The sequence below is a fragment of the Streptomyces sp. NPDC054770 genome, assembly GCF_053611985.1.
In genome coordinates this window covers 35596-57621 of sequence record NZ_JBSHBL010000046.1, presented here as the reverse complement: position 1 = coordinate 57621, position 22026 = coordinate 35596, and the positions used below count along the sequence as shown (strand labels likewise).

Sequence of the window (22026 nt, the reverse complement as noted above, 5' to 3'; positions counted from 1 at the left end):
GGCAGCACGAACGCCCTGCCACACCCAGCCTCGCACCGCCGGACGGCCACAGCCCCGAGCGCTCCCTACACCGGGAACTCCCCGGCGAGGGAGCGCTCGGCATTGTCCAGGAGTTCCTTGTACGTCAGCACTTCGACCCTGGCGATGTGCGAGTTGAACGTCCGCAACGCCTCGTTGATCTCCTCCTCCGGAACGTCCGGATGCAGCGCGGGGTGACCGACGAGAACGAGGGCGCTGGCCCGGCGAGTCTCGATGCCGAGCTCGGTGCGGATACGGTCTCGGTTCTCGTCCAGTCCGGTGAGGTAGTTGATGGCCTGACCGAAGGCCTCGTTCACCTGCGCCGCCGGCACCCAGGCATTGCGGTGCCGCTTGACAAGGGGAGACTTCAGGCTCATGGCACGTTTGAGTTCGACGACATGAAGCGCGCCGTCGCCTCGTATCAGCGGGATGTCGAGTTCGTCTCCCGGCGCGAGCCGCCGCTGCGCCGCCTCGCCCACGAACCGGCCGCCGAAGATCCAGTACTGCCCTTCCAGCGCCTGCTGCAGATCAGCCTCCGTCGCCGTACGGTCCTCGACCACAGTGCGCAACTCCTTGAGCCGGACGGCACGTCTGCGTAGCTCGGCGGCCTGGAGAACAAGCAGCCCCTGGTCATCGGCGGCCAGCAGGGCCAAGGCCTCGGGCGAGGCAGCGATCCTCCGGGCCTGCGCGGCGGGATCCTCGATGTCGACCCTCCTGCTGCAGATGATCCGCTCCAGCCAAAGCGCCGTCTCGGCCTGACCTCGCGGGATCACATAGCGTCCGGGGCGGTCCTCAGGAGCTTGCAGGAACATCGCGTCCTCGCCCTGCGCCCGGAAATGCTCCAGGAACTCCTCGATCCCGGCGTCGGGACGGTCCGCCAAGAACTCTCGTCCGCTGTCGACCAGCCATTGGTGCATTGCCTTCATCGTGCTGCCGAGGAAACCCGTGTGCGACTCTCTTCGCTGCCCGTCCCCGAACAGCCGGTACCGGTCCTCGAAGTCATGTCTGAGGATGCGCCCCTCCGCGTACTCGATCGCGTCCTGCACGAGCCGTACGACCTGCCACTCCCCGGCCGCCACCGCAGCGCCCCGGGCCTCCTCCAGGAGCCGCACCAGCTCCCTGCCGCCCCGCCGCTGGCGGCTCCTGCCGCTGTGCATGTGATCGAGGACCGACGTCACAGCCGCGCCCACGGTCGCGTCGACCGCCGCCTCGGCCACTACGTCCCGAAGGTGCCACTCCAGCGTCATGTCGCTTCTCGTCGTCATGCGGGAATCGTGCGGGGAGGGTCTGACAACGCCTCGGCGTGCACATCCGCCCGCCGCACAGCACGCTGAAGGCATGACTGCACATCCACCGACGGAGTTCCCGCGCATCGTCGTGCACGCACCGGCCCTGGACGGCTCACGGCGGGTCACCGAGGGTGACGTGACCCTCGGGATCGCCTCCCACCTCGACGACGTGGTCGAGATCCTGCGGATGGCCGACCTGGACCGGATCGAGGTCGAGGAGAGCGACCTCATCGAGTGGCAGGGCGGCGGCCCGGACGACTGGCCGGGGCTGACCGAGCACCCCGAAAGCTGACGCACCGGTACGCACCGGGACGAACGCGCGGGCCGATCCTCAAATAAAGCTCTGAACTGTGTTCAGCATGCTTCAACCGCCCCAGTCAGGGGGCATATTCACGTCACACGGTGCCCGCCGGCACGGGGGCGGCGGGCACCGAGTCACCGACAGCGCGAAGCGGGCGGTCCATCCCCTCGGATGGACCGCCCGCTCCTGTCCGCGCCGGCTCAGACCTTCAGCGTCCTGATCGACGTCGGCGCGTGCCCCGGTTCGGTCGCGGTCTCCTCGAACTCGACGACGTTCGAGATGTCGTTGGTGGTCGACATGGAGATGTTGGTGACCCGCTCCAGGATGGCCTCCACGACGACCGGCACCCGGTGCTCGGCGGCCAGTTTCCTGGCCTCCTCGAAGGCGGCGCCCAGTTCCGCCGGGTCCGTCACCCGGATCGCCCTGCACCCCAGGCCCTCGGCGACCTTGACGTGGTCGACGCCGTAGACGCCCAGCTCGGGCGAGTTGATGTTCTCGAACTCCAGGTTGACCTGGAAGTCGATGTCGAACGCCCGCTGCGCCTGACGGATCAGGCCCAGGTAGGAGTTGTTGACGAGGACGTGGACGTACGGGATCTTGTGCTGCGCGCCGACCGCCAGCTCCTCCAGCATGAACTGGAAGTCGTAGTCGCCGGAGAGGGCGACGACGGACGCCTCCGGGTCGGCCTTGGCGACGCCCAGCGCGGCCGGGATCGTCCAGCCGAGGGGGCCCGCCTGGCCGCAGTTGATCCAGTGCCGGGGCCTGAAGACGTGCAGCATCTGGGCGCCGGCGATCTGCGAGAGGCCGATCGTGGAGACGTAGCGGGTCTCCGGCCCGAAGGCCTTGTTCATCTCCTCGTAGACGCGCTGCGGCTTGATCGGGATGTCGTCGAAGTGCGTACGGCGCTGGAGGGTCGCCCTCTTCTCCTGTGCCGAGGCGGCCCAGGCGGAGCGGTCGGGCAGCCCGCCGGTCGCCTTCGACTCCAGGGCCACCTCGACGAAGAGCTCCAGGGCCGCCTTCGCGTCGGACGCGATTCCGTAGTCGGGGGCGAAGATCCGGCCGATCTGGGTGGGCTCGATGTCGACGTGGACGAACGTCCGGCCCGCCGTGTAGACGTCCAGCCTGCCGGTGTGGCGATTGGCCCAGCGGTTGCCGATGCCGAGCACGAAGTCGGACTCCAGGAAGGTCGCGTTGCCGTAGCGGTGTGAGGTCTGCAGGCCCACCATGCCGGCGTTCAGCTCGTGGTCGTCGGCGAGCACGCCCCAGCCCATCAGGGTCGGGACCACCGGAACGCCCGTCAACTCGGCGAACTCCACGAGGAGTTCGGCGGCATCCGCGTTGATGACCCCGCCGCCGGCGACGATCAGCGGGCGTTCGGACGCGTTCAGCATCCCGATCGCCTTCTCGATCTGGGCCCGGGTGGCGGCCGGCTTGTAGACGGGCAGGGGCTCGTACGTCTCCGGGTCGAACTCGATCTCGGTGAGCTGCACGTCGATCGGCAGGTCGACCAGGACCGGGCCCGGACGGCCCGAGCGCATCAGGTGGAACGCCTGCTGGAAGACGCCCGGGACCTGGGCCGCCTCCAGCACGGTGACCGCCATCTTCGTCACCGGCCCCGCGATCGAGGCGATGTCGACGGCCTGGAAGTCCTCCTTGTGGATCACCGCGGTCGGCGCCTGGCCGGTGATGCAGAGGATCGGAACGGAGTCGCCGATGGCCGAGTACAGCCCGGTGATCATGTCGGTTCCGGCCGGACCGGAGGTGCCGATGCAGACGCCGATGTTGCCGGGGCGGGTACGGGTGTAGCCCTCGGCCATGTGCGAGGCACCCTCGACATGGCGGGCGAGGGTGTGATGGATGCCGCCGGAGGCCTTGAGCGCCGCGTAGAAGGGGTTGATCGCCGCGCCGGGCACACCGAACGCATCGGTGACGCCCTCCCGCTTGAGGATCTCAACTGCCGCGCGGGCAGCGGTCATACGAGCCATCGAGAACTCCTGCTTTCGGCTGTCGGATGCCTGCTCCCGGCGCGCCCCGCGGTGAGCATAATTCCGCATTACGGAAACTAAATTCTGCTATCTGAAATCAATGTAGGTGTGGCGACGAACGTCGTCAAGGGACGGACAACCGGACCCGGGCGGGAGCACCATGGAACGGCTGAACCGACGCGACGCCTGAGGTGGGGCCATGTCCGAGAGCGTGCCGGTGCGCTGTCCGGCCTGTCGGCGCGAGCACGTCTACACCGCGCCGTCGTACCCCTGCGCCTGTGGCGCGCCGGTCACCCCGAGCCTCGACGACACGGCCGGGCCGACACCGGTGGCGCACCGCGCCTGGGACGCGGACTGGGTGACGGTGAGCTGCGGCTCCTGCGGCCGCCGGGACCAGTGGCCGCAGCCGGAGCTGGGCTGCGGGTGCGGGGCGGTGCTGCGCATCGCGGTCGCCGGCGCCGTGTCCGCGCCGCCGCCGGCCCCCGAGCCCCGGCCGGCCTTCCAGCCCGTGACGATCCGCACCGCCCGGGACGCGGTCACCGCGGCCGCGCTCTATCTGCGCTGGCTCGGCTACCGGGACATCCGCCGCGCCGACCAGCGGCCGCCGTCCGGCATAGGCCTGGCCGCACGGGGGCTGGTGGCGCAGGTCGACCCGTCCGTGCAGCCGGCCTCGCTGCGGGACGTGGAGTGCCTGTGGCTGACGGCGATGACGGAGGACTCGGGGTGCGTGTACTTCTCCCTTGCGGGGTTCGCCGAGGAGGCGCGGGAGCGGGCCGACGCTTTGGGGGTGCCGTTGTTCGTGCTGGACTTCACGGGGACGCCGCAGCCGGTGAATGGTTGCGCCGATGAACTGCGTGGCTCAGGTGAGTGACCTGACTGCAGGCCGGTGGGGGCTGGTCGCGCAGTTCCCCGCGCCCCTTACGGGGCGCTTTCCTTGCGGGGCGCTTCAGCCGGCGGCGTACGTCTCCCTCAGTTCGATCTTGCGGACCTTTCCTGACACCGTCATCGGGAAGTCGGCCAGGATCTGGAGGCGGCTGGGTACCTTGTAGTGGGCCAGGCGGCCCTCGCAGAAGGCGCGCAGGTCGTCCAGGGTCGGCGGGTCGGCCGGGTCGTGCGGGATGACGCAGGCCAGGACCTCCTCGCCGTACCTCTCGTGGGGCACCCCGACGACCTGGACGTCCCGGATCTTGGGGTGGGCGTAGAGGAACTCCTCGATCTCGCGCGGGTAGATGTTCTCGCCGCCCCGGATGATCATGTCCTTGATGCGGCCGACGATCTCGACGTACCCGTCGTCCCGCATCATCGCCAGGTCGCCGGTGTGCATCCAGCGCCCGGGGTCGACGGCCTCCGCGGTCTTCGCCGGCTCGTTCCAGTAGCCGAGCATCACGCTGTAGCCCCGGGTGCACAACTCGCCCGCCGTGCCCCGGGGTCGGGTGACCCCGGTGGCCGGGTCGACGACCTTGACCTCCAGGTGCGGCAGCACCCGGCCGACCGTGCTCGTGCGGTGTTCCAGGTCGTCCTCGATCCGGGTCTGGAGCGAGACCGGGGAGGTCTCCGTCATGCCGTAGCAGATGGAGACCTCCGCCATGTGCATCTCGGCGACCACCCGCTTCATCACCTCGACCGGGCAGGGCGAGCCCGCCATGATGCCGGTGCGAAGGGTGGAGAGGTCGTAGGACGCGAAGTCGGGCAGGTTCAGTTCCGCGATGAACATGGTCGGGACGCCGTACAGCGAGGTGCAGCGCTCCTGCTGGACCGCCTCCAGGGTGGCCTGCGGCTCGAAGGACGGGGCCGGGATCACCATGCAGGAGCCGTGCGAGGTGGCGGCCAGGTTGCCCATCACCATGCCGAAGCAGTGGTAGAAGGGCACCGGGATGCAGATCCGGTCCTGCTCGGTGTAGGCGATCAACTCCCCGACGAAGAAACCGTTGTTGAGGATGTTGTGGTGGGAGAGGGTGGCTCCCTTCGGGAAGCCCGTGGTACCCGAGGTGTACTGGATGTTGATGGGGTCGTCGCAGGACAACTCGGCGGTGCGGGCCGCCAGTTCGGGGGCCCTGTCGGCTGTCCCGCGGGCGGTCAGTGCGTCCCAGCTCGGGTCGCCGATGTACACGGTCTCCCGCAACTCGGGGCACCTGCCCCGCACTTCCTCCACCATCGCCCGGTAGTCGCTGGTCTTGTGACTGAGGGAGGCGAACAGCAGGGAGATCCCGGCCTGGTTGAGGACGTACTCGACCTCGTGGGTGCGGTAGGCCGGGTTGATGTTGACCATGATCGCGCCGATCCGGGCGGTGGCGTACTGCACCAGTACCCACTCGGCGCAGTTGACCGCCCAGATGCCCACCCGGTCGCCCTTGGCGATCCCGCCGGCCAGCAGCGCGTACGCCAACCGGTCGACTTCGGCGGCGAATTGCGCGTACGTCCAGCGCCTGCCGGTCGGTACGTCCACCAGCGCCTCGCGGTCCGGCCAGGCCGCGACGGCCCGGTCCAGGTTGGCCCCGATGGTGTCGCCGAGCAGCGTGCTGCCGCTCGTGCCGTGTGTGTAGGACGAGCTCACCGGAAGTCCTCCTCGCGGTACTCGCCGGCCGAACCGGCGGCCGTGGCCTCGCGCAGTTCGATCCGCCGGATCTTCCCGGACACCGTCTTGGGCAGCGGCGCGAACTCCAGGCGCCGGATCCGCTTGTAGGGCGCCAGGACCTGCCGCGAGTGCTCGAAGAGCACCTTCGCGGTGTCCGGGCCCGGCTCCCACCCCGCCGCGAGGACGATGTACGCCTTCGGCACCGCCAGGCGCAGCTCGTCCGGTGCCGGGACGACGGCCGCCTCGGCCACCGCCTCGTGCTCGAGCAGCGCGCTCTCCAGCTCGAACGGGCTGATCTTGTAGTCGGAGGCCTTGAACACGTCGTCCGCGCGGCCCACGTACGTGATGTAGCCGTCCTCGTCGCGCGAGCCGATGTCCCCGGTGCGGTAGTAGCCGCCGGCCATCGCCTCCGCCGTACGGTCCGCGTCCCCGTGGTAGCCGGTCATCAGGCCCACCGGCAGCACCGACAGGTCGAGCGCGATCTCGCCCTCCGCCACGCCCGGCGCTCCCGACACCGGATCAAGGAGCTCCACCCGGTAGCCCGGGCTCGGGCGGCCCATGGAGCCGGTCTTCAGGGGCTGGCCGGGGCTGTTGGAGACCTGTACGGCCGTCTCCGTCTGCCCGAAGCCATCCCGGATGGTGACCTGCCAGGCCCGCCGCACCTGCTCGATCACCTCGGGGTTGAGCGGCTCGCCCGCCGCCACGACCTCGCGGGGCGGGGTCGCCAACTGGCTCAGATCCGCCTGGATCAGCATCCGCCACACCGTCGGCGGGGCGCAGAAGGACGTCACCCCGTGCCGGTCCATCTCGGCCATCAGCCGGCCCGCGTCGAAGCGCGCGTAGTTGTGGATGAAGACCGTCGCCTCGGCGTTCCAGGGAGCGAACAGGTTCGACCAGGCGTGCTTGGCCCAGCCCGGCGAGGAGATGTTCAGGTGCACGTCACCGGGCTTGAGGCCGATCCAGTACATGGTCGCCAGGTGCCCGATCGGGTACGAGGTGTGGGTGTGCTCGACCAGCTTGGGGCGGGCGGTGGTGCCCGAGGTGAAGTAGAGCATCAGCGGGTCGTCGGCGAGGGTGGGGCCGTCGGGCACGAAGCCGGCCGCGGCGGTGTACGCGTCCTCGTACGGCTCCCAGGGCCCGGCCTCCGACGGCGGCAGCCCGCCCACCGCGATCCGGGTGTACGTCCCCGGCACCTCGGCGAACTTGACGGCGTCCTCGGCGCGCACGAGCACGTGCTTCACCCGGCCCCGTTCGACGCGGTCGCGCAGGTCGGCCGGGCCGAGCAGCGGGGTGGCCGGGATGACCACGGCCCGCAGCTTCATCGCGGCCAGCGCCGTCTCCCACAGCTCGGCCTGGTTGCCGAGCATGACCAGGATGCGGTCCTCCGGCTCGACGCCCCGCGCGCGCAGGTGGTTGGCGACCCGGTCGGAGCGCTCGGACAGCTCGGCGAAGGACAGCTTCGTCCGAGAGCCGTCCTCCTCGACGATGTGCAGGGCGGTGCGGTCGTTGCCCTCGGCGATGACGTCGAACCAGTCGAGCGCCCAGTTGAAGTGGTCCGGGCGCGGCCACTGGAAGCCCTCGTAGGCGGTGGCGTAGTCGGTACGGTGTTCCAGCAGGAAATCACGTGCCCTGCGGAAGTCCTCCGTCGCACTCGTCATACGTGTCTCCTTCAGTACCGGACCATTGCCGGGCGGCTCTCTGGCATCGTGTAATCCGTGATGCAGGTCTCACTACCCCCGAACGGGGGTGTGGACAGCACAAGGCCGGGGTCGGAGGGGCAGGACAGGTGGCAGCAGAGGTCACGGGGGCGGTGGAGATACGCGGTGCGCTGTCCAGACTCCGGCGCACCACCGGGCTGCCGATCGCCTTCGGCGGGCTGGTGGAGGCGGGCCGGACGCAGGTCCGGATCAGCGAGCTGACCGGCACCAACACGGCGGCGCTGCGCTCACTCGCGGTCACCTCGGGGAACGGCCTGGGCGGCAAGGCGGTCGCGCTGGCCCGCCCCTGCGCGGTCGTCGACTACTCGGCCTCACAGCAGATCAGCCACGAGTACGACATCCCGGTGGCGGCCGAGGGCATCCGCTCGGTGCTCGCGGTGCCGGTGGTGGTACGGCGCCGGGTGCGGGGCGTGCTGTACGGCGCGCTGCGCACCGCCCAGCCGCTGGGCGACCGCACGCTGGGCGCGGCGGTGGCGGCGGCCCGGGACGTGGAGCAGGCGCTGGTCGTGCAGGACGAGGCCAGGGGGCTGCTGGCGGCGGCGCGGCCGGAACCGGCCGTCGTACCGGATCCGGAGGGCGCGTGGGAGCAGGTGCGGGAGGCGCATGCCGCGCTGCGGGCCCTGGCGCCGCGGATCGCCGACCCGGAGCTGCGCGCCGAACTGCTCGCCGCGTGCGGGCTGCTGACCGCGCCGGTCCCGGCGGCCGAAGTGGTGCTGGCGCCGCGGGAACTGGATGTGCTGGCCTGGGTGGCGGCCGGGGCGACCAACGCGGCGGTGGCCGACCGGCTGGGGCTGCGGCCCGAGACGGTCAAGGGCTACCTGCGCTCGGCGATGCGGAAACTGGGCGCGCGCACCCGGGGGGAGGCGGTGTCGGCGGCTCGTCGGACGGGGGTGTTGCCATAGCGGAGGGGACTCATTCCATTCATGCGGACGCGCTGTGAATTGCCATCTGCCAAGCCCCTGTTATTTCCCTCACCACGCCGTTCGGCCGGATTTCGGGGTTCATTGCCTAGAATTTGGTTTGGACACGACACACGAGGGGAGCGGTGACCGTGCGACGGGACTTCCAGGAGCCTGCCAGATGCCGCCCCGACCTGGTCATCGGCCGGGCGGAGCTGGTCGCGGCCGCCCGGGAGCAGCTCGCCTCAGGCGGCAGCGTCCTCCTGCACGGGCCCGCCGGAATAGGAAAATCCACCGTCCTGCGGGCCCTGGACGCGGAATACTCCGGCACCGCCCGCACCGTGTTGCGCTGCTCGGCGACCGAGTCCGAATCCCACCTTCCCTTCCTCGCCCTCGCCGACCTCTTCGGCCTGGTCCTCGACGACATCTCCACGCACCTGCCCGGCGCCCAGCGGACCGCGCTGGAGTCGGCGCTCACCGGCCGCGGCGAGTCCACCCTCCAGCGCGACGGCCTCGCCCTGCGCCTCGCGGTGCTCTCCGCGCTGCGCGCACTGGCCGCCGAGGGGCCCGTACTGATCGTCGCCGACGACCTGCAGTGGCTGGATCCGGCCAGCGCCGAACTCCTCGGCTTCGCCGCCCGCCGGCTCGGCGGCACCCCGGTCCAGCTGCTGTGCGCGGTCCGCACCGAGGGCCAGGAGTACGACCGCCACCTACGCGCGTCGCCCCCGGACACCGTCGCCGTCCGCCTCGGCCCGCTCACCCGCAGGCAGGTCTCCGAACTCCTCGACCACCGCGGGCACGCCGGGCTGACCCGTTCCACCGTCCGGGAGATCCACCGCACCAGCGGCGGCAACCCGCTGTTCGCTCTCGAACTCGGCCGCGCCCTCTCCGAGAACCCGACCCCGCCCCGCCCCGGCGAGCCGCTGCCGGTGCCGACCTCGCTGCGCGCCCTGGTGCTCAGCCGCCTCGACATGCTCTCCGTCGAGGCCCGCCGCACCCTGCTGGTGGCCAGCGCCGGCGCCCGCCCCACCCAGGCCCTGCTGCACGCGGCCGGCCGGGAGAACGCCGAGGCCGAGTGCGCCCAGGCGGCCGAACTCGGGCTGCTGGCGACCGAGCCGGAGGGACCCGCCGTACGCTTCGCGCATCCGCTGATCTCCGCCGCGCTGTACGCGGAGGCGCCCGCGCAGGAGCGCCGGGCCGCGCACGCGGCGCTGTCCACGGCCGCCTCCGACCCGATCGAGCGGGCCCGGCACCTGGCCCTGGCCACCACCGGCACCGACCCGGAGGTCGCCGACCGGCTCGCCGAGGCCGCGACCGAGGCCCGGGACCGGGGCGCGCCCTCGGTGGCCGCGCAGATCGGCCTGCTCGCCGCCCGGCACACCCCCGGCGACCACACGCCCACCCCGGACGAGCGCCGGCTCCAGGCGGCCGAGGACGCGACCAGCGCGGGCGAGATCGACCTCGCCCAGGACATCGCCCGCGAGGTGCTCACGCACGCCACCCGTCCGGCGGACCGGGTGCGGGCCTGGATCCTGGTGATCGACTCCGCCGGCCACACCATGACCGAGGTCGACGCGGCCTTCCCGCACGCCCTCGCCGACGCCGGCGACGACCCGCGGCTGCTCGGCAAGGTCCACTACCAGCTGGCCTGGCGGGCGCTGATCGTGGGCGGCGACTTCACCGAGGCCCGGCAGGCGGCGGCGCACTCCGCCGACCTCGCGGCCGAGGGCGGCGACCGGCGCACCGAACTCCTCGCACTGTCCCTGCAGGCCCAGGTCGAGACCCTGATGGGCCATCCGGCGGCACCCGCCACCATCAAGCGGGCCCTGAAGGAGCCCCAGGACCCGAACGTGGCCTGCCATCACAACGGGGCGGGCAGCGCCCGGTTCCGCTGGCTGGTGATGGGCGACCAGCTGGCCGAGGCCCGGGCAACCGTCACCGCGCTGCTGCGCGAGGTGCGCCGGCGCGGGCAGGTGGAGAGCGAGGTGCACTTCCTGCGCGGGCTCGCCGAGACCGAGCTGCGCTCCGGGCACTGCGGCCGGGCTCTCGACCTGGCCCGGGAGGGACTGCGGCTCGCCCACGACTCCGGGATCGGCGAGACCGCCTCCGCGATGCTCACCTCGCTGGCCGAGGCGTCCGGCGGCGACGTGGACCGGGGCCTGGCACTGGCCCGGGAGGCCGTGGAGCACGCCGAGCAGGACGGCGACACCATGTACCTGTCCCGGGCCCTGGGCGCCCTCGGATACGCCCAGTTGGTGGCCGGCGATCCGGCCGGCACCGTGCGCTCGCTGCGCCGGGTGCGGGAGCTGGAGCAGAGCCTCGGCATCACCGATCCGGCCCGCGGCCGCTGGCAGGGGGACCTCGCCGAGGCACTCGTCCGGGTGGGTGAACCCGCCGAGGCGCAGGACGTCATCGACGTCACCCGGGAGCACGCGCTCAGACTCGGCCGGGAGAGTGTGCTCGCCTCGCTCGACCGGGCCGAGGCACTGGTCCGGGCGGCACACGGGGAACACGACGCGGCCGTCGCCCAGCTGACCTCGGCTCAGGACCGGTTCGCCAAACTGGGCTACGGCCTGGAGGAGGCGCGGGCCGCGTTCGCCCTGGCCGCGCTGCGCGACCGGCGCTCCCCCGCGGTGTTCGACGAGGCCACCCGGCTGTTCCGGCGGTGCCGGGCGCTACCGTGGCTGCGGCAGGTGGACGAGGCCGTCTCGGTGCCGGAGCGGCCCGTGGAGGCGCCGGCCGAACCGGCCGTCCTGGACGGGCTGGCCGCGATGGAGCGTCAGGTCGCCGCGCTGGTCATGGAGGGCGCCACCAACCGGGAGATCGCCGCCCGGCTGTTCATCAGCGTCAAGACGGTGGAGGCCACGCTCACCCGGGTCTACCGCAAGCTGGGCATCCGATCGCGCGTGGACATAGTCCGTTTGGCCGCGGGGCGACGCGCGAAGTGAGAGCGCTCCCGGTTAACTGAGGCGGACCGAGGGTTTTCCCTCCCCCATCCCCCTAGGGGGTTCCCTCATTGGGAGGGTGGGGTTCCGGGTCCTAGCTTATGGATGTGCCGCTCGCCCGGGCATACGGGGGTCGGTCCCGCGACCCCCGTGCTGCACCCCCCACACCCGCGCGACCCCCACCGGCAACCCCCACTGAGGAGACTCATGTTCGGGCACCACCGCGCAAGAAGGTCCGCCGCAGTCCTGGTGGCCACCGCCGCCGCCGCGGCGACCGCGCTGATCGCGTCCCCCACCGCGTCAGCCGCCCCCCAGCCGATCGTCGGCGGAACGACCACCACGACGACCGCGTACCCGTTCATGATGCAGATCACGGACGCGTCCGGCAGCCAGTTCTGCGGCGGCACCCTGGTGTCGGCCACCAAGGTGGTGACCGCCGCGCACTGCATGGAGGGCGAGTCCACCAGCAGCGTCCGCGTGGTCGGCGGCCGCACGTACCTGAACGGCACCAACGGCACGGTGAGCCGGGTCAGCAAGATCTGGATCAACCCTGGCTACACGGACGCCACCAACGGCGACGACGTGTCCGTCCTGACGCTGTCGACGGCGATGTCGTACACCCCGGCGCCGTACGTGACGTCCTCCCAGACGAGCGTGTACGCGGCCGGCACCACGGCCCGCATCCTCGGCTGGGGCACCACCTCGGAGAACGGCAGCTCCTCCAACCAGCTGCGGACCGCGACCGTCCCGATCGTGTCCGACTCCAGCTGCAAGAGCTCCTACGGTTCGGACTTCGTCCAGACCGACATGGTTTGCGCCGGATACACGTCCGGCGGCACAGACACCTGCCAGGGCGACAGCGGCGGTCCCCTGCTCATCGGGGGCGTCCTGGCAGGGATCACTTCCTGGGGAGAGGGGTGCGCGGAGGCCGGTTACCCGGGTGTCTACACCCGGCTGACCACCTTCTCGGACCTGGTGACCACGCAGGTCAACTCATAACCCAGAAGGTCTCCCGAGTATCCCTCGGGTGAGTGACCAGGGGGCGTTGCGGGCTACCACGAGCAGCCCGCAGCGCCCCCTATCCACGTCCCGGCCCGGCTACTTGTCGGCGGTGAGTGTGCCCGCCGCGCCCCAGCTGTCGGCCGGGACCTCGTGGATCCAGACCTGCACGGTCTCGGCCGGGATCTTGTACGCGTCGACGAACGCGTCGGTGACGCGCCTGACGAGGTCCCGCTTGAGTTCCGGGTCGCGGGGGCCCTGCTGGACGGTGACGATCGGCATCGCTGAACTCCTTCGAGTGGGTGTCCCGTTCGGGGTCCTGCTCGGGTTCCCGTTCGGGGTCCTGTTCGGTGGGTCCAGTCCATCGCGCCGGACGTCCGCGGCCAAGAAGCAGATCCCGACGGCAGCGATCAGATTTCGTGATCGCCGCAGGCCAGCAGCAGGGCGGCCAGATGCGGCGAAGGGCTGACGGCGGGCACGGCGAGGCCCGTCGACAGGGCCAGGCCCGGAGCGCGGAACGGTACGAAGGCCACCCGGGGGCTGTGCAGCACGCGCGCGTGGGACGCGTACACCACCGTCCACAGCGGGCGGGTGCCGATGCTGGCGAGGGTGTCCTGGAGGGAGCCGGGCGACGGTCCGGGCAGCGGCTCGAAGCCGGCCTCGCGGCAGGCGCCGACGACCAGGTCGACCAGGGCGGGGTTGGTACGGCGCTCGGTCAGCGCGAGGGGCAGGCCGGCCAGCTCGTCGACGCCGATCTCGGTGCGGTCGGCGAGGGGGTGGGTGGCGGGGAGGGCGGCCACCAGGGGGTCGGGCCACAGCGGCCGGACCCGTACGCCGGGCACGGGCTCGACGGCCCGGACGAACGCGGCGTCCAATCCACCGCCCGCGACCCTCGCGAGGCGCTCGGCGGCCGGCAGCGAGAAGAGTTCGACGGGCACGTCCGGGGCACGGCGCGCGAACGCCGCCAGCACCCGGTCCAGGTGCACGCCGAGTCCCGTACTGGTGCCGATCCGCAGCCCGGCCGGCGGGGCGACCGCGGCCCGGGCCCGCTCGGCCGCCGCCAGCACCGCCCGCGCCTCGGGCAGCAGCCGCTCCCCCGCACCGGTGAGCCGGACCCGGCGCGGCGAGCGGTCGAACAGCTCGGCGCCCAGTTCCCGTTCAAGACGCTGTATCTGCTGGCTGACGGCCGACTGCACGATGTGCAGCCGCTCGGCGGCGCGCCCGAAGTGCAGTTCCTCGGCCACGGCGACGAAGTAGCTGAGCTGCCGCAGTTCCATGGCCCCGACTCTAGAGCCCGGTCCGAACAGGCTGTTTCAATGGGCTCGCGGTCGGTGGCGCTGTCCGCGGCGCCGGAGGGATGGTGCAGGTGTTGCACATGGTGTCGACGGACCGGGTCCTGGCGTTCGCCGCGATGTCGCTGCTGGTCATCGCGATCCCCGGGCCGAGCGTGCTGTTCGTGATCGGCCGGGCGCTCGCGCACGGCCGCCGCACCGCCGTGGCCACCGCGGTCGGCAACGTCTTCGGCTCGTATCTGCTGGTGGTGGCCGTCGCGGTCGGCATCGGCTCGCTGGTGGAGCGTTCGGTGACGGTGTACCTGACGGTCAAGCTGCTGGGCGCGGCCTACCTGGTGTACCTCGGCGTCCAGGCCGTCCGGCATCGCAGGGAGTTGACGGCCGCCGCGGTCCGGCGGGCCCCGGCAGGCGAACCGCGCGGCGATCTGCGCACGGTTCTGGACGGCGTGCTGGTGGGTGCCACGAACCCCAAGGGCGTGGTCTTCTTCGCCGCGGTCCTCCCCCAGTTCGTCGACCACTCGGCGGGCCGGGTCCCCCTTCAGATGCTGCTGCTCGGCCTGGTCCCCATCTCGATCGGCCTGGTCACGGACACCCTGTGGGGCCTGACCGCGTCCGCGGCCCGCACCTGGTTCGCCCGGTCCGACCGCCGTCTGTCGCTGATCGGCGGGGCGGGCGGGGTCACGATGATCGGGCTGGGCGTGACGGTGGCGGTGACGGGCCGGGCGGACTGAACGCCGGCCGACCGGCTGCTCACGGGCGGCCTTGGGTTGCGACGGCCCCGAACCGGATGTCGTAGGACGTGCCGGGGTGCAGGGTGGCCAGCATCCGTTCGCCCTCCGCCAGGATCGAGTCCCGCTCCCCCGCCCGGGTCCGCTGCTTCTCTCCGAAGGTCTCGATGACCAGGGCGTCCTCCGTCAGCTTCCACACACCGGCCAGGAAGCCGTCGACGAGCAGGGTGCGGTAGGCCTGGTTGCCCTGCCAGGCGCGGCCCCGGAGCTCGGGCGGGACGACGCGGGTGCGGTCGGCGTGGGAGAGGAGAAGGTTGTCGAACTCGGGGAGGAAGCGGGGCGGGGCCGGGGTTCCGGGGTCGGGGCGGGGCGCGTCGGGCAGGTCGAAGAGTTCGACGCCGGCCTCGTCCCGGAAGGTGAGGAGGCGGGGCCGCAGCCGTTCGAAGGCCGCGCGGAGCCGGGTCAGTCCGGCCCAGGTCTGCATGTCCCTGACGGAGGCCGGGCCGAACGCGGCGAGGTACCGCAGGACCACGGCGTCGGTGGCGTCGGGCGCGGGTGCGGGCTCGACAGCGGGGCGGCCGAGCCAGTGCTCGGCGGTGGTGAGGGCGACCTGCCCGGACCGCCCCCACAGTCCGCGCGGGGTGACCTGGACGAGGGGCAGGGTGCAGCGGGCGGCGACGGCGAGGGACTGCGGGTCGGCGTCGGGCCACTCGGCGCGCAGTGCCTCCCGCAGCCCGGCCATGGTGCGCGGCTCGGCCTCGACCAGGTCCCGGGCGAGTGCGGCGAGCCGGTCCAGGTCGACCCCGGCCAGGCCCTTGCGGAAGGCGGTCAGTTCCCGGGTCCGGGCGGGCTGGATGAGCGGGCGCAGGGTCAGCGCGTCGGCGGCGGTGTGGGTGTGGATGGTCGACCGCAGGGTGACGATCCGGACCGCTTCCCGGTCGGCCATGAGCTCGGAGAGCCGCTCGGGGACGAAGCCGTCGAGGCGGGCGGCGAGCGCGTAGTACGGCGGCTTGACGTTCTGCGCCTGGAGGCCGACGAGGTGGGCCACGGCCTCCTTCGCCGACCGGGACGAGCGGCGCAGCAGGAGCTGACGGTCGAGGGTGGCACGGTTGAGGGCACGGGTGCCGAGGACCGGGGCGGGCGGCTGCTTCGTCATGCCGGGCACGCTAACGTCGAATGCGGACACCTCCTGTCCCCATCTCTCACCGAATCCCGTCCTGGATTCCCTCCGCCGGGCCCGTATGCCCCGTATATCCTGCTCCGAGACTCACCGATCACGCGTATTCACCTGGACCACGCGGATCTCCCAGATCACGCCGATGCAGGCTCCACCGAGAGGCGGCCGCGATGTCCGAGCGACGCCCCAGCCCGGCCTCGAAGAACTCCGCGAACGGCAGGAACGGCCGGGGTACCCGAAGGTCCGTCTGGCGCCGTGCCCTGTCACCGGCGCATGACGACACGGCCGAGCTGCCGGAGCCCGGGTCCCCGTCGGGCGGGGAGTCCGGCGAGCCGCCGAGCATCGTGGAAGCGGCGCTGTACAGCGACGGAGTGCGCGTGTCGACGCCGTCGACCCTCGCGGAGACGTACCGTGAACTGCGCGACACACCCTCGGGCATGGCGTGGATCGGCCTGGCCCGGCCCACCTCGGACGAACTCCTGTCCCTGGCCTCCGAGTTCGACCTGCACCCACTCGCGGTCGAGGACGCGATGGAGGCACACCAGCGCCCCAAGCTGGAGCGGTACGGCGAGACGCTCTTCGTGGTCCTGCGGGCCGCCCGCTACCTGGACGCGCCGGAGGAGGTCGACTTCGCCGAGCTGCATGTGTTCGTCGGCCCCGACTTCGTGATCACGGTCCGGCACGGCGCGGCCCCGGACCTCTCGGCGGTCCGCCGCCGCATGGAGGACTCCCCCGACCTCCTCAAGCTCGGCCCGGAGGCGGTCCTGTACGCGATACTCGACGCGGTGGTCGACGGCTACGTCCCGGTCGTCGAGGGCGTCCAGAACGACATCGACGAGATCGAGACGGAGGTCTTCCGCGGCGACCCGTCGGTGTCCCGCCGTATCTACGAACTCTCCCGCGAGATGGTCGAGTTCCAGCGTGCAACCCGCCCCCTCGTCGGCATGCTGCACGGCCTCATGGCCGGCTTCACCAAATACGAGACCGACGAGGAACTCCAGCGCTACCTCCGCGACGTCGCCGACCACGTCACCCACATCAGCGAACGCGTGGACGGCTTCCGCCAGGCCCTCACGGAAATCCTCACGGTCAACGCGACCCTCGTCACCCAGCAACAGAACGCGGAGATGCGGGCGTTGGCGGAGGCAGGCTTCGAACAGAACGAGGAGATCAAGAAGATCTCTTCTTGGGCGGCCATTCTCTTCGCTCCGACACTGGTCGGGACGATCTACGGGATGAACTTCCGGGAGATGCCGGAGTTGCACTGGGTACTCGGATACCCCTTCGCCATCGTCCTCATGGCGGTCGTATGCACCAGTCTGTACTTCATCTTCAAGCGGAAGGACTGGCTCTGAGCAACCGGAAGACGAGGGCCTGCGCCAGGGCCTCGCGGGAGCCGAGGTAGTCGCCAGAAGGCCCGCCCAAGGCCGCTGGGGCCGCGGGCCAACGGTCTTGCTGAACCCTGGGGCATCAGCATCAACGGCGGACGCCGAACATCACGGAGGGTAACCGCACTTCCGGACCGGAACGCCGAAGACGGGCGCAGCAATGCTGCGCCCCTCTTCTCGTGGGCGTCCAAGCAGCGTCCCACTACCCGGCCGTGACGGCCCGGGCGCTTCGGTTGAGGAGTGCGTCGATGGCACCGCGCCCCTCTCCGCCGGCCTCGGGCATGAAGTGGGCGTAGAAGTCGAGGGTGATGGTGGGGGTCGAGTGGCCAAGCCACCGAGCGAGCGTGACCACGGACTCGCCCGCTTCCAGGATGACATTCCGCACCGGGATGACGCCGGCCGCGGCCGGAGCGGGCTTCCACACCTCGACATCGAAGATGTCCGCCCGGAGGGCGTTGCCGTACGTCGTGGTGAGAATGAGCGGGAACTTCTTCCTCTCCCGGTCGTCCTCCAGACCGCCCCAGGGCAGCTCCGCCTCGACGGCAGGGTACTCAAGGAAGTACTCCGCCAGCGCCGAGGCAACCGAGGGAGGCATGTCGACGACGCACGCCTTGCCGCCCTTCGGGAGTGTGAAGTGCAAGCGCCGCCCGGATCACGGGCCCGCAGCCATTCCAGCCCGTCGCGAAGGGGCACCCGTGGCCTCCTCGTCGATTCGGTGCAGAGACACGCCCGCTCCTCCTGTTCACGGTAGGGCGGGCGGGTATGCCCGGCTACCGCACCAGAACCAGATACTTCTCGCTCCGCAGGTCCTTGTGCGCGTCCGGCAGCCGGAGGACGAGGCCCGGGCGTGGCGCCCTTGGTTCGGACAGACCGTTCGATCCGGCACGCGCAGCAGATCTACCCGAGGCAGGTCCGCGGTGGAGACGCCCTCAGAGCCGGCAGATGTGTGCAACCGGGGAGGGCAGAGGTGCGTCAGTAGCCGGTGCCGCGCTTGACCTGGGTCCGCTCGATCTCATGGGTCGCACCCTTGTCGTCCAATGTGCGACACGCGTCGGTGATGTCCTGGCTCAGGCGATCGATCTGCTCGCGGCTCAGGGTCTCCTTGACCAGGGCGCGCATGATCTTCACCCGCTCCGCGTTGGGCGGGAGCGTGTACGCCGGCACCATCCAGCCGCGCTCGGCCGAGAGTTGCCAGGCGACGTCGGACTCGTCGTAGGCGTGCTTGCCGGCGAGGCGGAAAGCAACCAGCGGCAGCTGCTCGAGGTCGCTCCCGATCACTTCGAAGCGGCCGCTGCTACGCAGGTTGTCCGCCAACGTGTGGGCGTTCTCCTGCAACATCTTCATGACGTAGGTGTAGCCCTGGCGACCGAGCCGGACGAAGTTGTAGTACTGCGCGAGCACCATCGACGCGCCGGTGGAGAAGTTCAGCGTGAACGTCGCGTCGGTCTTGCCCAGGTAGTTCTCGTGGAACACCAGGTCCATGGGCAGGTCGGACTCCTCGCGGAAGACCAGCCAGCCGATGCCGGGGTAGACCAGGCCGTACTTGTGTCCCGAGACGTTGATCGAACGGACGTGCTCGAGCCGGAAGTCCCATTTCGAGTCCGGGTAGAGGAAGGGCCACACGAATGCGCCGCTGGCTCCGTCAACGTGGATCGGGATGTCGAGGTCCCGCTCCTTGCGGACGTCCCGCAGGAGCTTGTCGATCCCGACGACGTCGTCCTTGTGGCCGGTGAACGTGGTGCCGAGGACGGCGACGACGCCGATCGTGTTCCCGTCGAGGTGAGGCTCCACGTCCTCCGGGCCGATCGTGTACTTGCCCTCGGCAAGCGGCACGATCCGCGGCTCGACGTCGAAGTAGCGGCAGAACTTCTCCCACACGACGTGGACGTCCCCGCCGAAGACCAAGTTGGGTCGGTCGACCGACAGATTGGCCGCCCGGCGGCGCTCCCGCCACTTCCACTTCAGCGACAGCGCCCCGAGCATGATCGCCTCGGACGAGCCCTGGGTCCGGCATCCGGTCGTCCTGCCCGGCGCGTTGAAGAGGCCGGCGAGCATGCGCACGCAACGCTGCTCGATCTCGGCGGAAATCGGGTACTCCGCATGGTCGATGAAATTGCGGTGGAGATTCTCGGCGATGATCCGTTGCGCCTCCGGCTCCATCCACGTGGTGACAAACGTGGCGAGGTTACGCTGCGGGTCCCCCTCCATGGCGAGGTCCACATCCAGCAGCCTCATTGCGTCCGTCGCAGGCATGCCTTCCTCGGGGAAGGTCTCCGAGGGAGCGGGCACGGTCAAGAATCTGTTGCCGAAAAGAGCCGCGTCGTCACCCTTAGTCATATGGCGATTCAAACAGCGCCGGTGCCCGCCTCGGCGAGGGACACGCCGAGATGGAAAAGTGAGGCTCCGAACTGGCTGCGGCCCAGCGCGAACGGAATAGCCCTTTCTTTGAGAAAAGGCACCGACCAGCCCCCGGAGTTCGTCGGCTCGCCTGCCCACACGCACCGACCCGCCCAACGCCCATCCCGTCTGCCGTCGACCCCCACCTATGCGGAGCGGGCGCGGTGCCGGGCGTCCAGGTGGAGCGCGCCACCCTCCCTGGTGTGCGCGGCGCCGCCGCCCTTGACGAGCCAGCCGTCCGGCGCACCTGGTCCGCACCGCCGATCGCGACGTCGAAGCGGTCGATGCTGCCGAACGGTTCGACCCGCAGATCGAGCCTTGACCAGACCAGGTCTCAGGCTCAGGGCGCCAGGCGCGGGCATGCGGTGACGCGGGTCATAGGATGAACTGCTCGACCGCGTTCGCGAAGCCCTCCTCCTCGTTGCTCGTCGTAACCCGCCTCGCCGCGCGCTGGACCTCGTGACTGGCGTTGCCCATCGCGATGGACAGTCCCGAGTGGGCGAACATCAGTACGTCGTTGGGCATGTCGCCGATCGTGGCGATCTGTTCGGGGGAAATCTGCAGCTTGGCGGACCAGTACTTGACGACACCGCCCTTGTTGGCCTGCGGATGGGTCACATCGAGGTAGTAGGGCTGCGAGCGGGCAGCCGAGACATGCTCGCCGAACTGCGCGCGAGCTGCGACCGCGGCCGCCTCGACGACCTGGTGGTCATCGCTGACCCCGACGACCTTGGCGGTGCCCTGCTCGAGCCCGTCGAAGCCGGGAACGAGCGTGGGGGCGAACTGCACCGTCCAGCTCTCACGATCCACGTGTGGCCCCTTCACGTCGCGGACGTACCAGTCGGCACCCCGGTAGATCCAGACGCCGAGGCCGAACGACTCCATCAGCGCGACGACCGGGGCCACCACCTCCGCGGGAACGACCTGCTGCTCGACAACGGTCATATCCGGGTTGACGATGAGACCACCATTGAAGGCGGCGAGTTCAGTGGCCAGCGTCAAGGGCTCGATGATCATCGACATGCCTCGGGGCGGTCTCCCGCTGGTCACCGCAAAGAGGACGCCGGCGTCGTAGAGCTTGTGGACCGCACGGACGGCGCGGTCGGTGAGGACCTTGTCGCTCGTGACCAAAGTGCCATCGACGTCGGCAAGAAGCAGGCGGATCGGGCGGGTTGACATCACGCCTCCGTAAGCTCTGGTCGCTGCCGGTCCGTGTGGGGAGAGGCATCGGCTCGTGGATGCGGGGGATCTGGGTGACGGGTTCCCGGTCGGCTTGATTTCGCGTTCCCCTTGAGCAGAGGGGAAGGCCGATGCCTTTTAGGGTGCGCGATTCTTGAATATACCCAGCAATCTTCAAAATAACCCCATAAGGGCGATGTGGCGAATATAAAGAATATGTGGGAGTATTGAGAATTGTATGGCGAATCTCTTACGGGGTTTGATGTCCAAATTTCAAGCAACACATTTTGGGCCAGCCCCTGAGGGGAGCGGGCAGTGGCGCAGGCAAGTCAGGACAAGACGGCCCACGTACTGGGGGTCGACATCGGCGGGACCGGTATCAAGGGAGCGCCGGTCGACCTCGAGCTCGGCAGCCTCATCGGTGAGCGGGTCCGGATCCCGACGCCGCATCCGGCGACCCCGGCGGCAGTCGCGGACGTGGTCGTGCAGGTGCTCTCCCAGATCGGCGTCCCAGGACCGGTCGGGCTGACCCTCCCGGCAGTCATCCGGGGCGGCAGAGTCCAGACGACGGCCAATATCGACCCGGCCTGGATGGAGACGGACGCGGCCCAGCTCTTCGCACGAGCGACCGGCCGCGACGTGAAGGTGGTGAACGACGCCGACGCGGCCGGGATCGCCGAGATGCGCTTCGGCGTCGGCAAGGGACGCAAGGGCGTCGTCGTGATGGTGACGCTCGGCACCGGTATCGGCAGCGCCGTCTTCTCCGACGGGTTCCTGGTGCCCAACAGCGAGCTGGGGCACCTGCCGCTGCACCACGGGGATGCCGAGGACTGGGCCGCGGAGTCGGTGCGCGAGCACGACGACCTGTCCTGGAAGAAATGGGCGCACCGTCTGGAGACGTATCTCGAGCTCGTCCAGCGGCTGCTGTGGCCCGACCTGATCGTCATCGGTGGCGGCGTCAGCAAGAAGGCCGACAAGTTCCTGCCGTACATCGAACTCAGGACCGAGATCGTGCCGGCGCAGCTGTTGAACGATGCGGGCATTGTCGGCGCGGCGCTCATCGCCCCGGCCGGGAAAGCTCAACCCTAGTCTGCCGCGCTCGATATGAGCGCAGGGGCGCAGGGGCAGCACCTTCA

General features: G+C 70.5%; 18 protein-coding genes. 8 read left to right on the top strand and 10 right to left on the bottom strand.

Annotated elements, in window-relative coordinates:
* Nucleotides 1-65: 65 nt before the first annotated feature.
* Nucleotides 66-1283, bottom strand: coding sequence for a Shedu anti-phage system protein SduA domain-containing protein (locus tag ACWGKQ_RS32815; RefSeq protein WP_453295641.1), 1218 nt, complete (start codon nucleotides 1281-1283; stop codon nucleotides 66-68).
* Nucleotides 1284-1356: 73 nt separating this feature from the next.
* On the opposite strand from ACWGKQ_RS32815, the gene ACWGKQ_RS32810 reads away from it, so the two are divergent.
* Entirely contained in the window at nucleotides 1357-1599 is a 243-nt protein-coding gene (locus tag ACWGKQ_RS32810; RefSeq protein WP_453295640.1) for a hypothetical protein, read from the top strand.
* 209 nt (nucleotides 1600-1808) lie between these two features.
* Here ACWGKQ_RS32810 and gcl read toward each other — a convergent pair whose 3' ends face one another.
* On the bottom strand, nucleotides 1809-3593 hold the full coding sequence (gene gcl / locus ACWGKQ_RS32805) for a glyoxylate carboligase (protein WP_453295639.1): 1785 nt from the start codon (nucleotides 3591-3593) through the stop codon (nucleotides 1809-1811).
* 199 nt (nucleotides 3594-3792) lie between these two features.
* Between gcl and ACWGKQ_RS32800 the strand changes: the two genes are divergently transcribed.
* Entirely contained in the window at nucleotides 3793-4464 is a 672-nt protein-coding gene (locus tag ACWGKQ_RS32800; RefSeq protein WP_453295638.1) for a hypothetical protein, read from the top strand.
* A gap of 75 nt (nucleotides 4465-4539) precedes the next feature.
* Here the strand turns inward: ACWGKQ_RS32800 and ACWGKQ_RS32795 are convergent, their stop codons facing one another.
* Both ACWGKQ_RS32795 and ACWGKQ_RS32790 read right to left on the bottom strand, forming a co-directional pair.
* Nucleotides 4540-6147 (bottom strand): AMP-binding protein, encoded by a 1608-nt coding sequence (locus ACWGKQ_RS32795; protein WP_453295637.1) that lies wholly within the window; start codon nucleotides 6145-6147, stop codon nucleotides 4540-4542.
* Complete coding sequence (locus ACWGKQ_RS32790) at nucleotides 6144-7826, bottom strand: AMP-binding protein (RefSeq protein WP_453295636.1); 1683 nt, start codon at nucleotides 7824-7826, stop codon at nucleotides 6144-6146. The genes ACWGKQ_RS32795 and ACWGKQ_RS32790 overlap by 4 nt, the downstream gene beginning before the upstream one ends.
* 128 nt (nucleotides 7827-7954) lie before the next feature.
* Between ACWGKQ_RS32790 and ACWGKQ_RS32785 the strand changes: the two genes are divergently transcribed.
* The 3 genes from ACWGKQ_RS32785 to ACWGKQ_RS32775 all read left to right on the top strand — a co-directional run bounded on the left by ACWGKQ_RS32785 (nucleotide 7955) and on the right by ACWGKQ_RS32775 (nucleotide 12729).
* Nucleotides 7955-8788: a response regulator transcription factor gene (locus ACWGKQ_RS32785; RefSeq protein ID WP_453295635.1), complete on the top strand. Its 834-nt coding sequence runs from the start codon at nucleotides 7955-7957 to the stop codon at nucleotides 8786-8788.
* A 143-nt stretch (nucleotides 8789-8931) separates the two neighbouring features.
* A complete protein-coding gene (locus ACWGKQ_RS32780; protein ID WP_453295634.1) occupies nucleotides 8932-11733 on the top strand; it encodes an AAA family ATPase in 2802 nt (933 codons plus the stop codon).
* A 204-nt stretch (nucleotides 11734-11937) separates the two neighbouring features.
* Nucleotides 11938-12729, top strand: coding sequence for a S1 family peptidase (locus ACWGKQ_RS32775; RefSeq protein WP_453295633.1), 792 nt, complete (start codon nucleotides 11938-11940; stop codon nucleotides 12727-12729).
* Between the two features lie 99 nt (nucleotides 12730-12828).
* Here ACWGKQ_RS32775 and dmpI read toward each other — a convergent pair whose 3' ends face one another.
* Both dmpI and ACWGKQ_RS32765 read right to left on the bottom strand, forming a co-directional pair.
* Complete coding sequence (dmpI, locus tag ACWGKQ_RS32770) at nucleotides 12829-13011, bottom strand: 4-oxalocrotonate tautomerase DmpI (protein WP_453295632.1); 183 nt, start codon at nucleotides 13009-13011, stop codon at nucleotides 12829-12831.
* 128 nt (nucleotides 13012-13139) lie between these two features.
* Nucleotides 13140-14006 carry a LysR substrate-binding domain-containing protein gene (locus ACWGKQ_RS32765; RefSeq protein WP_453295631.1) on the bottom strand — a complete coding sequence of 289 codons (867 nt, stop codon included), beginning with the start codon at nucleotides 14004-14006 and terminating at the stop codon, nucleotides 13140-13142.
* A 98-nt stretch (nucleotides 14007-14104) separates the two neighbouring features.
* Here ACWGKQ_RS32765 and ACWGKQ_RS32760 point away from each other — a divergent pair, with 98 nt between their 5' ends.
* Nucleotides 14105-14752, top strand: a complete 648-nt coding sequence (locus ACWGKQ_RS32760) for a LysE family translocator (RefSeq protein ID WP_453295630.1) — start codon at nucleotides 14105-14107, stop codon at nucleotides 14750-14752.
* 19 nt (nucleotides 14753-14771) lie between these two features.
* Here ACWGKQ_RS32760 and ACWGKQ_RS32755 read toward each other — a convergent pair whose 3' ends face one another.
* Nucleotides 14772-15905 (bottom strand): winged helix DNA-binding domain-containing protein, encoded by a 1134-nt coding sequence (locus tag ACWGKQ_RS32755; RefSeq protein ID WP_453295629.1) that lies wholly within the window; start codon nucleotides 15903-15905, stop codon nucleotides 14772-14774.
* 191 nt (nucleotides 15906-16096) lie between these two features.
* Between ACWGKQ_RS32755 and ACWGKQ_RS32750 the strand changes: the two genes are divergently transcribed.
* Entirely contained in the window at nucleotides 16097-17281 is a 1185-nt protein-coding gene (locus ACWGKQ_RS32750; RefSeq protein ID WP_453295628.1) for a magnesium and cobalt transport protein CorA, read from the top strand.
* Nucleotides 17282-17516: 235 nt separating this feature from the next.
* Here ACWGKQ_RS32750 and ACWGKQ_RS32745 read toward each other — a convergent pair whose 3' ends face one another.
* The 3 genes from ACWGKQ_RS32745 to ACWGKQ_RS32735 all read right to left on the bottom strand — a co-directional run bounded on the left by ACWGKQ_RS32745 (nucleotide 17517) and on the right by ACWGKQ_RS32735 (nucleotide 20890).
* Nucleotides 17517-17909, bottom strand: coding sequence for a hypothetical protein (locus tag ACWGKQ_RS32745; protein WP_453295627.1), 393 nt, complete (start codon nucleotides 17907-17909; stop codon nucleotides 17517-17519).
* Nucleotides 17910-18286: 377 nt separating this feature from the next.
* The gene (locus tag ACWGKQ_RS32740; RefSeq protein ID WP_453295680.1) at nucleotides 18287-19651 is read right to left on the bottom strand and encodes a glutamate decarboxylase; all 1365 of its coding nucleotides are present in this window, start codon (nucleotides 19649-19651) and stop codon (nucleotides 18287-18289) included.
* Between the two features lie 435 nt (nucleotides 19652-20086).
* Entirely contained in the window at nucleotides 20087-20890 is an 804-nt protein-coding gene (locus ACWGKQ_RS32735) for a Cof-type HAD-IIB family hydrolase (protein ID WP_453295626.1), read from the bottom strand.
* Between the two features lie 315 nt (nucleotides 20891-21205).
* Between ACWGKQ_RS32735 and ppgK the strand changes: the two genes are divergently transcribed.
* Nucleotides 21206-21979 carry a polyphosphate--glucose phosphotransferase gene (gene ppgK / locus ACWGKQ_RS32730; RefSeq protein WP_453295625.1) on the top strand — a complete coding sequence of 258 codons (774 nt, stop codon included), beginning with the start codon at nucleotides 21206-21208 and terminating at the stop codon, nucleotides 21977-21979.
* The last annotated feature ends 47 nt before the right edge of the window (nucleotides 21980-22026 follow it).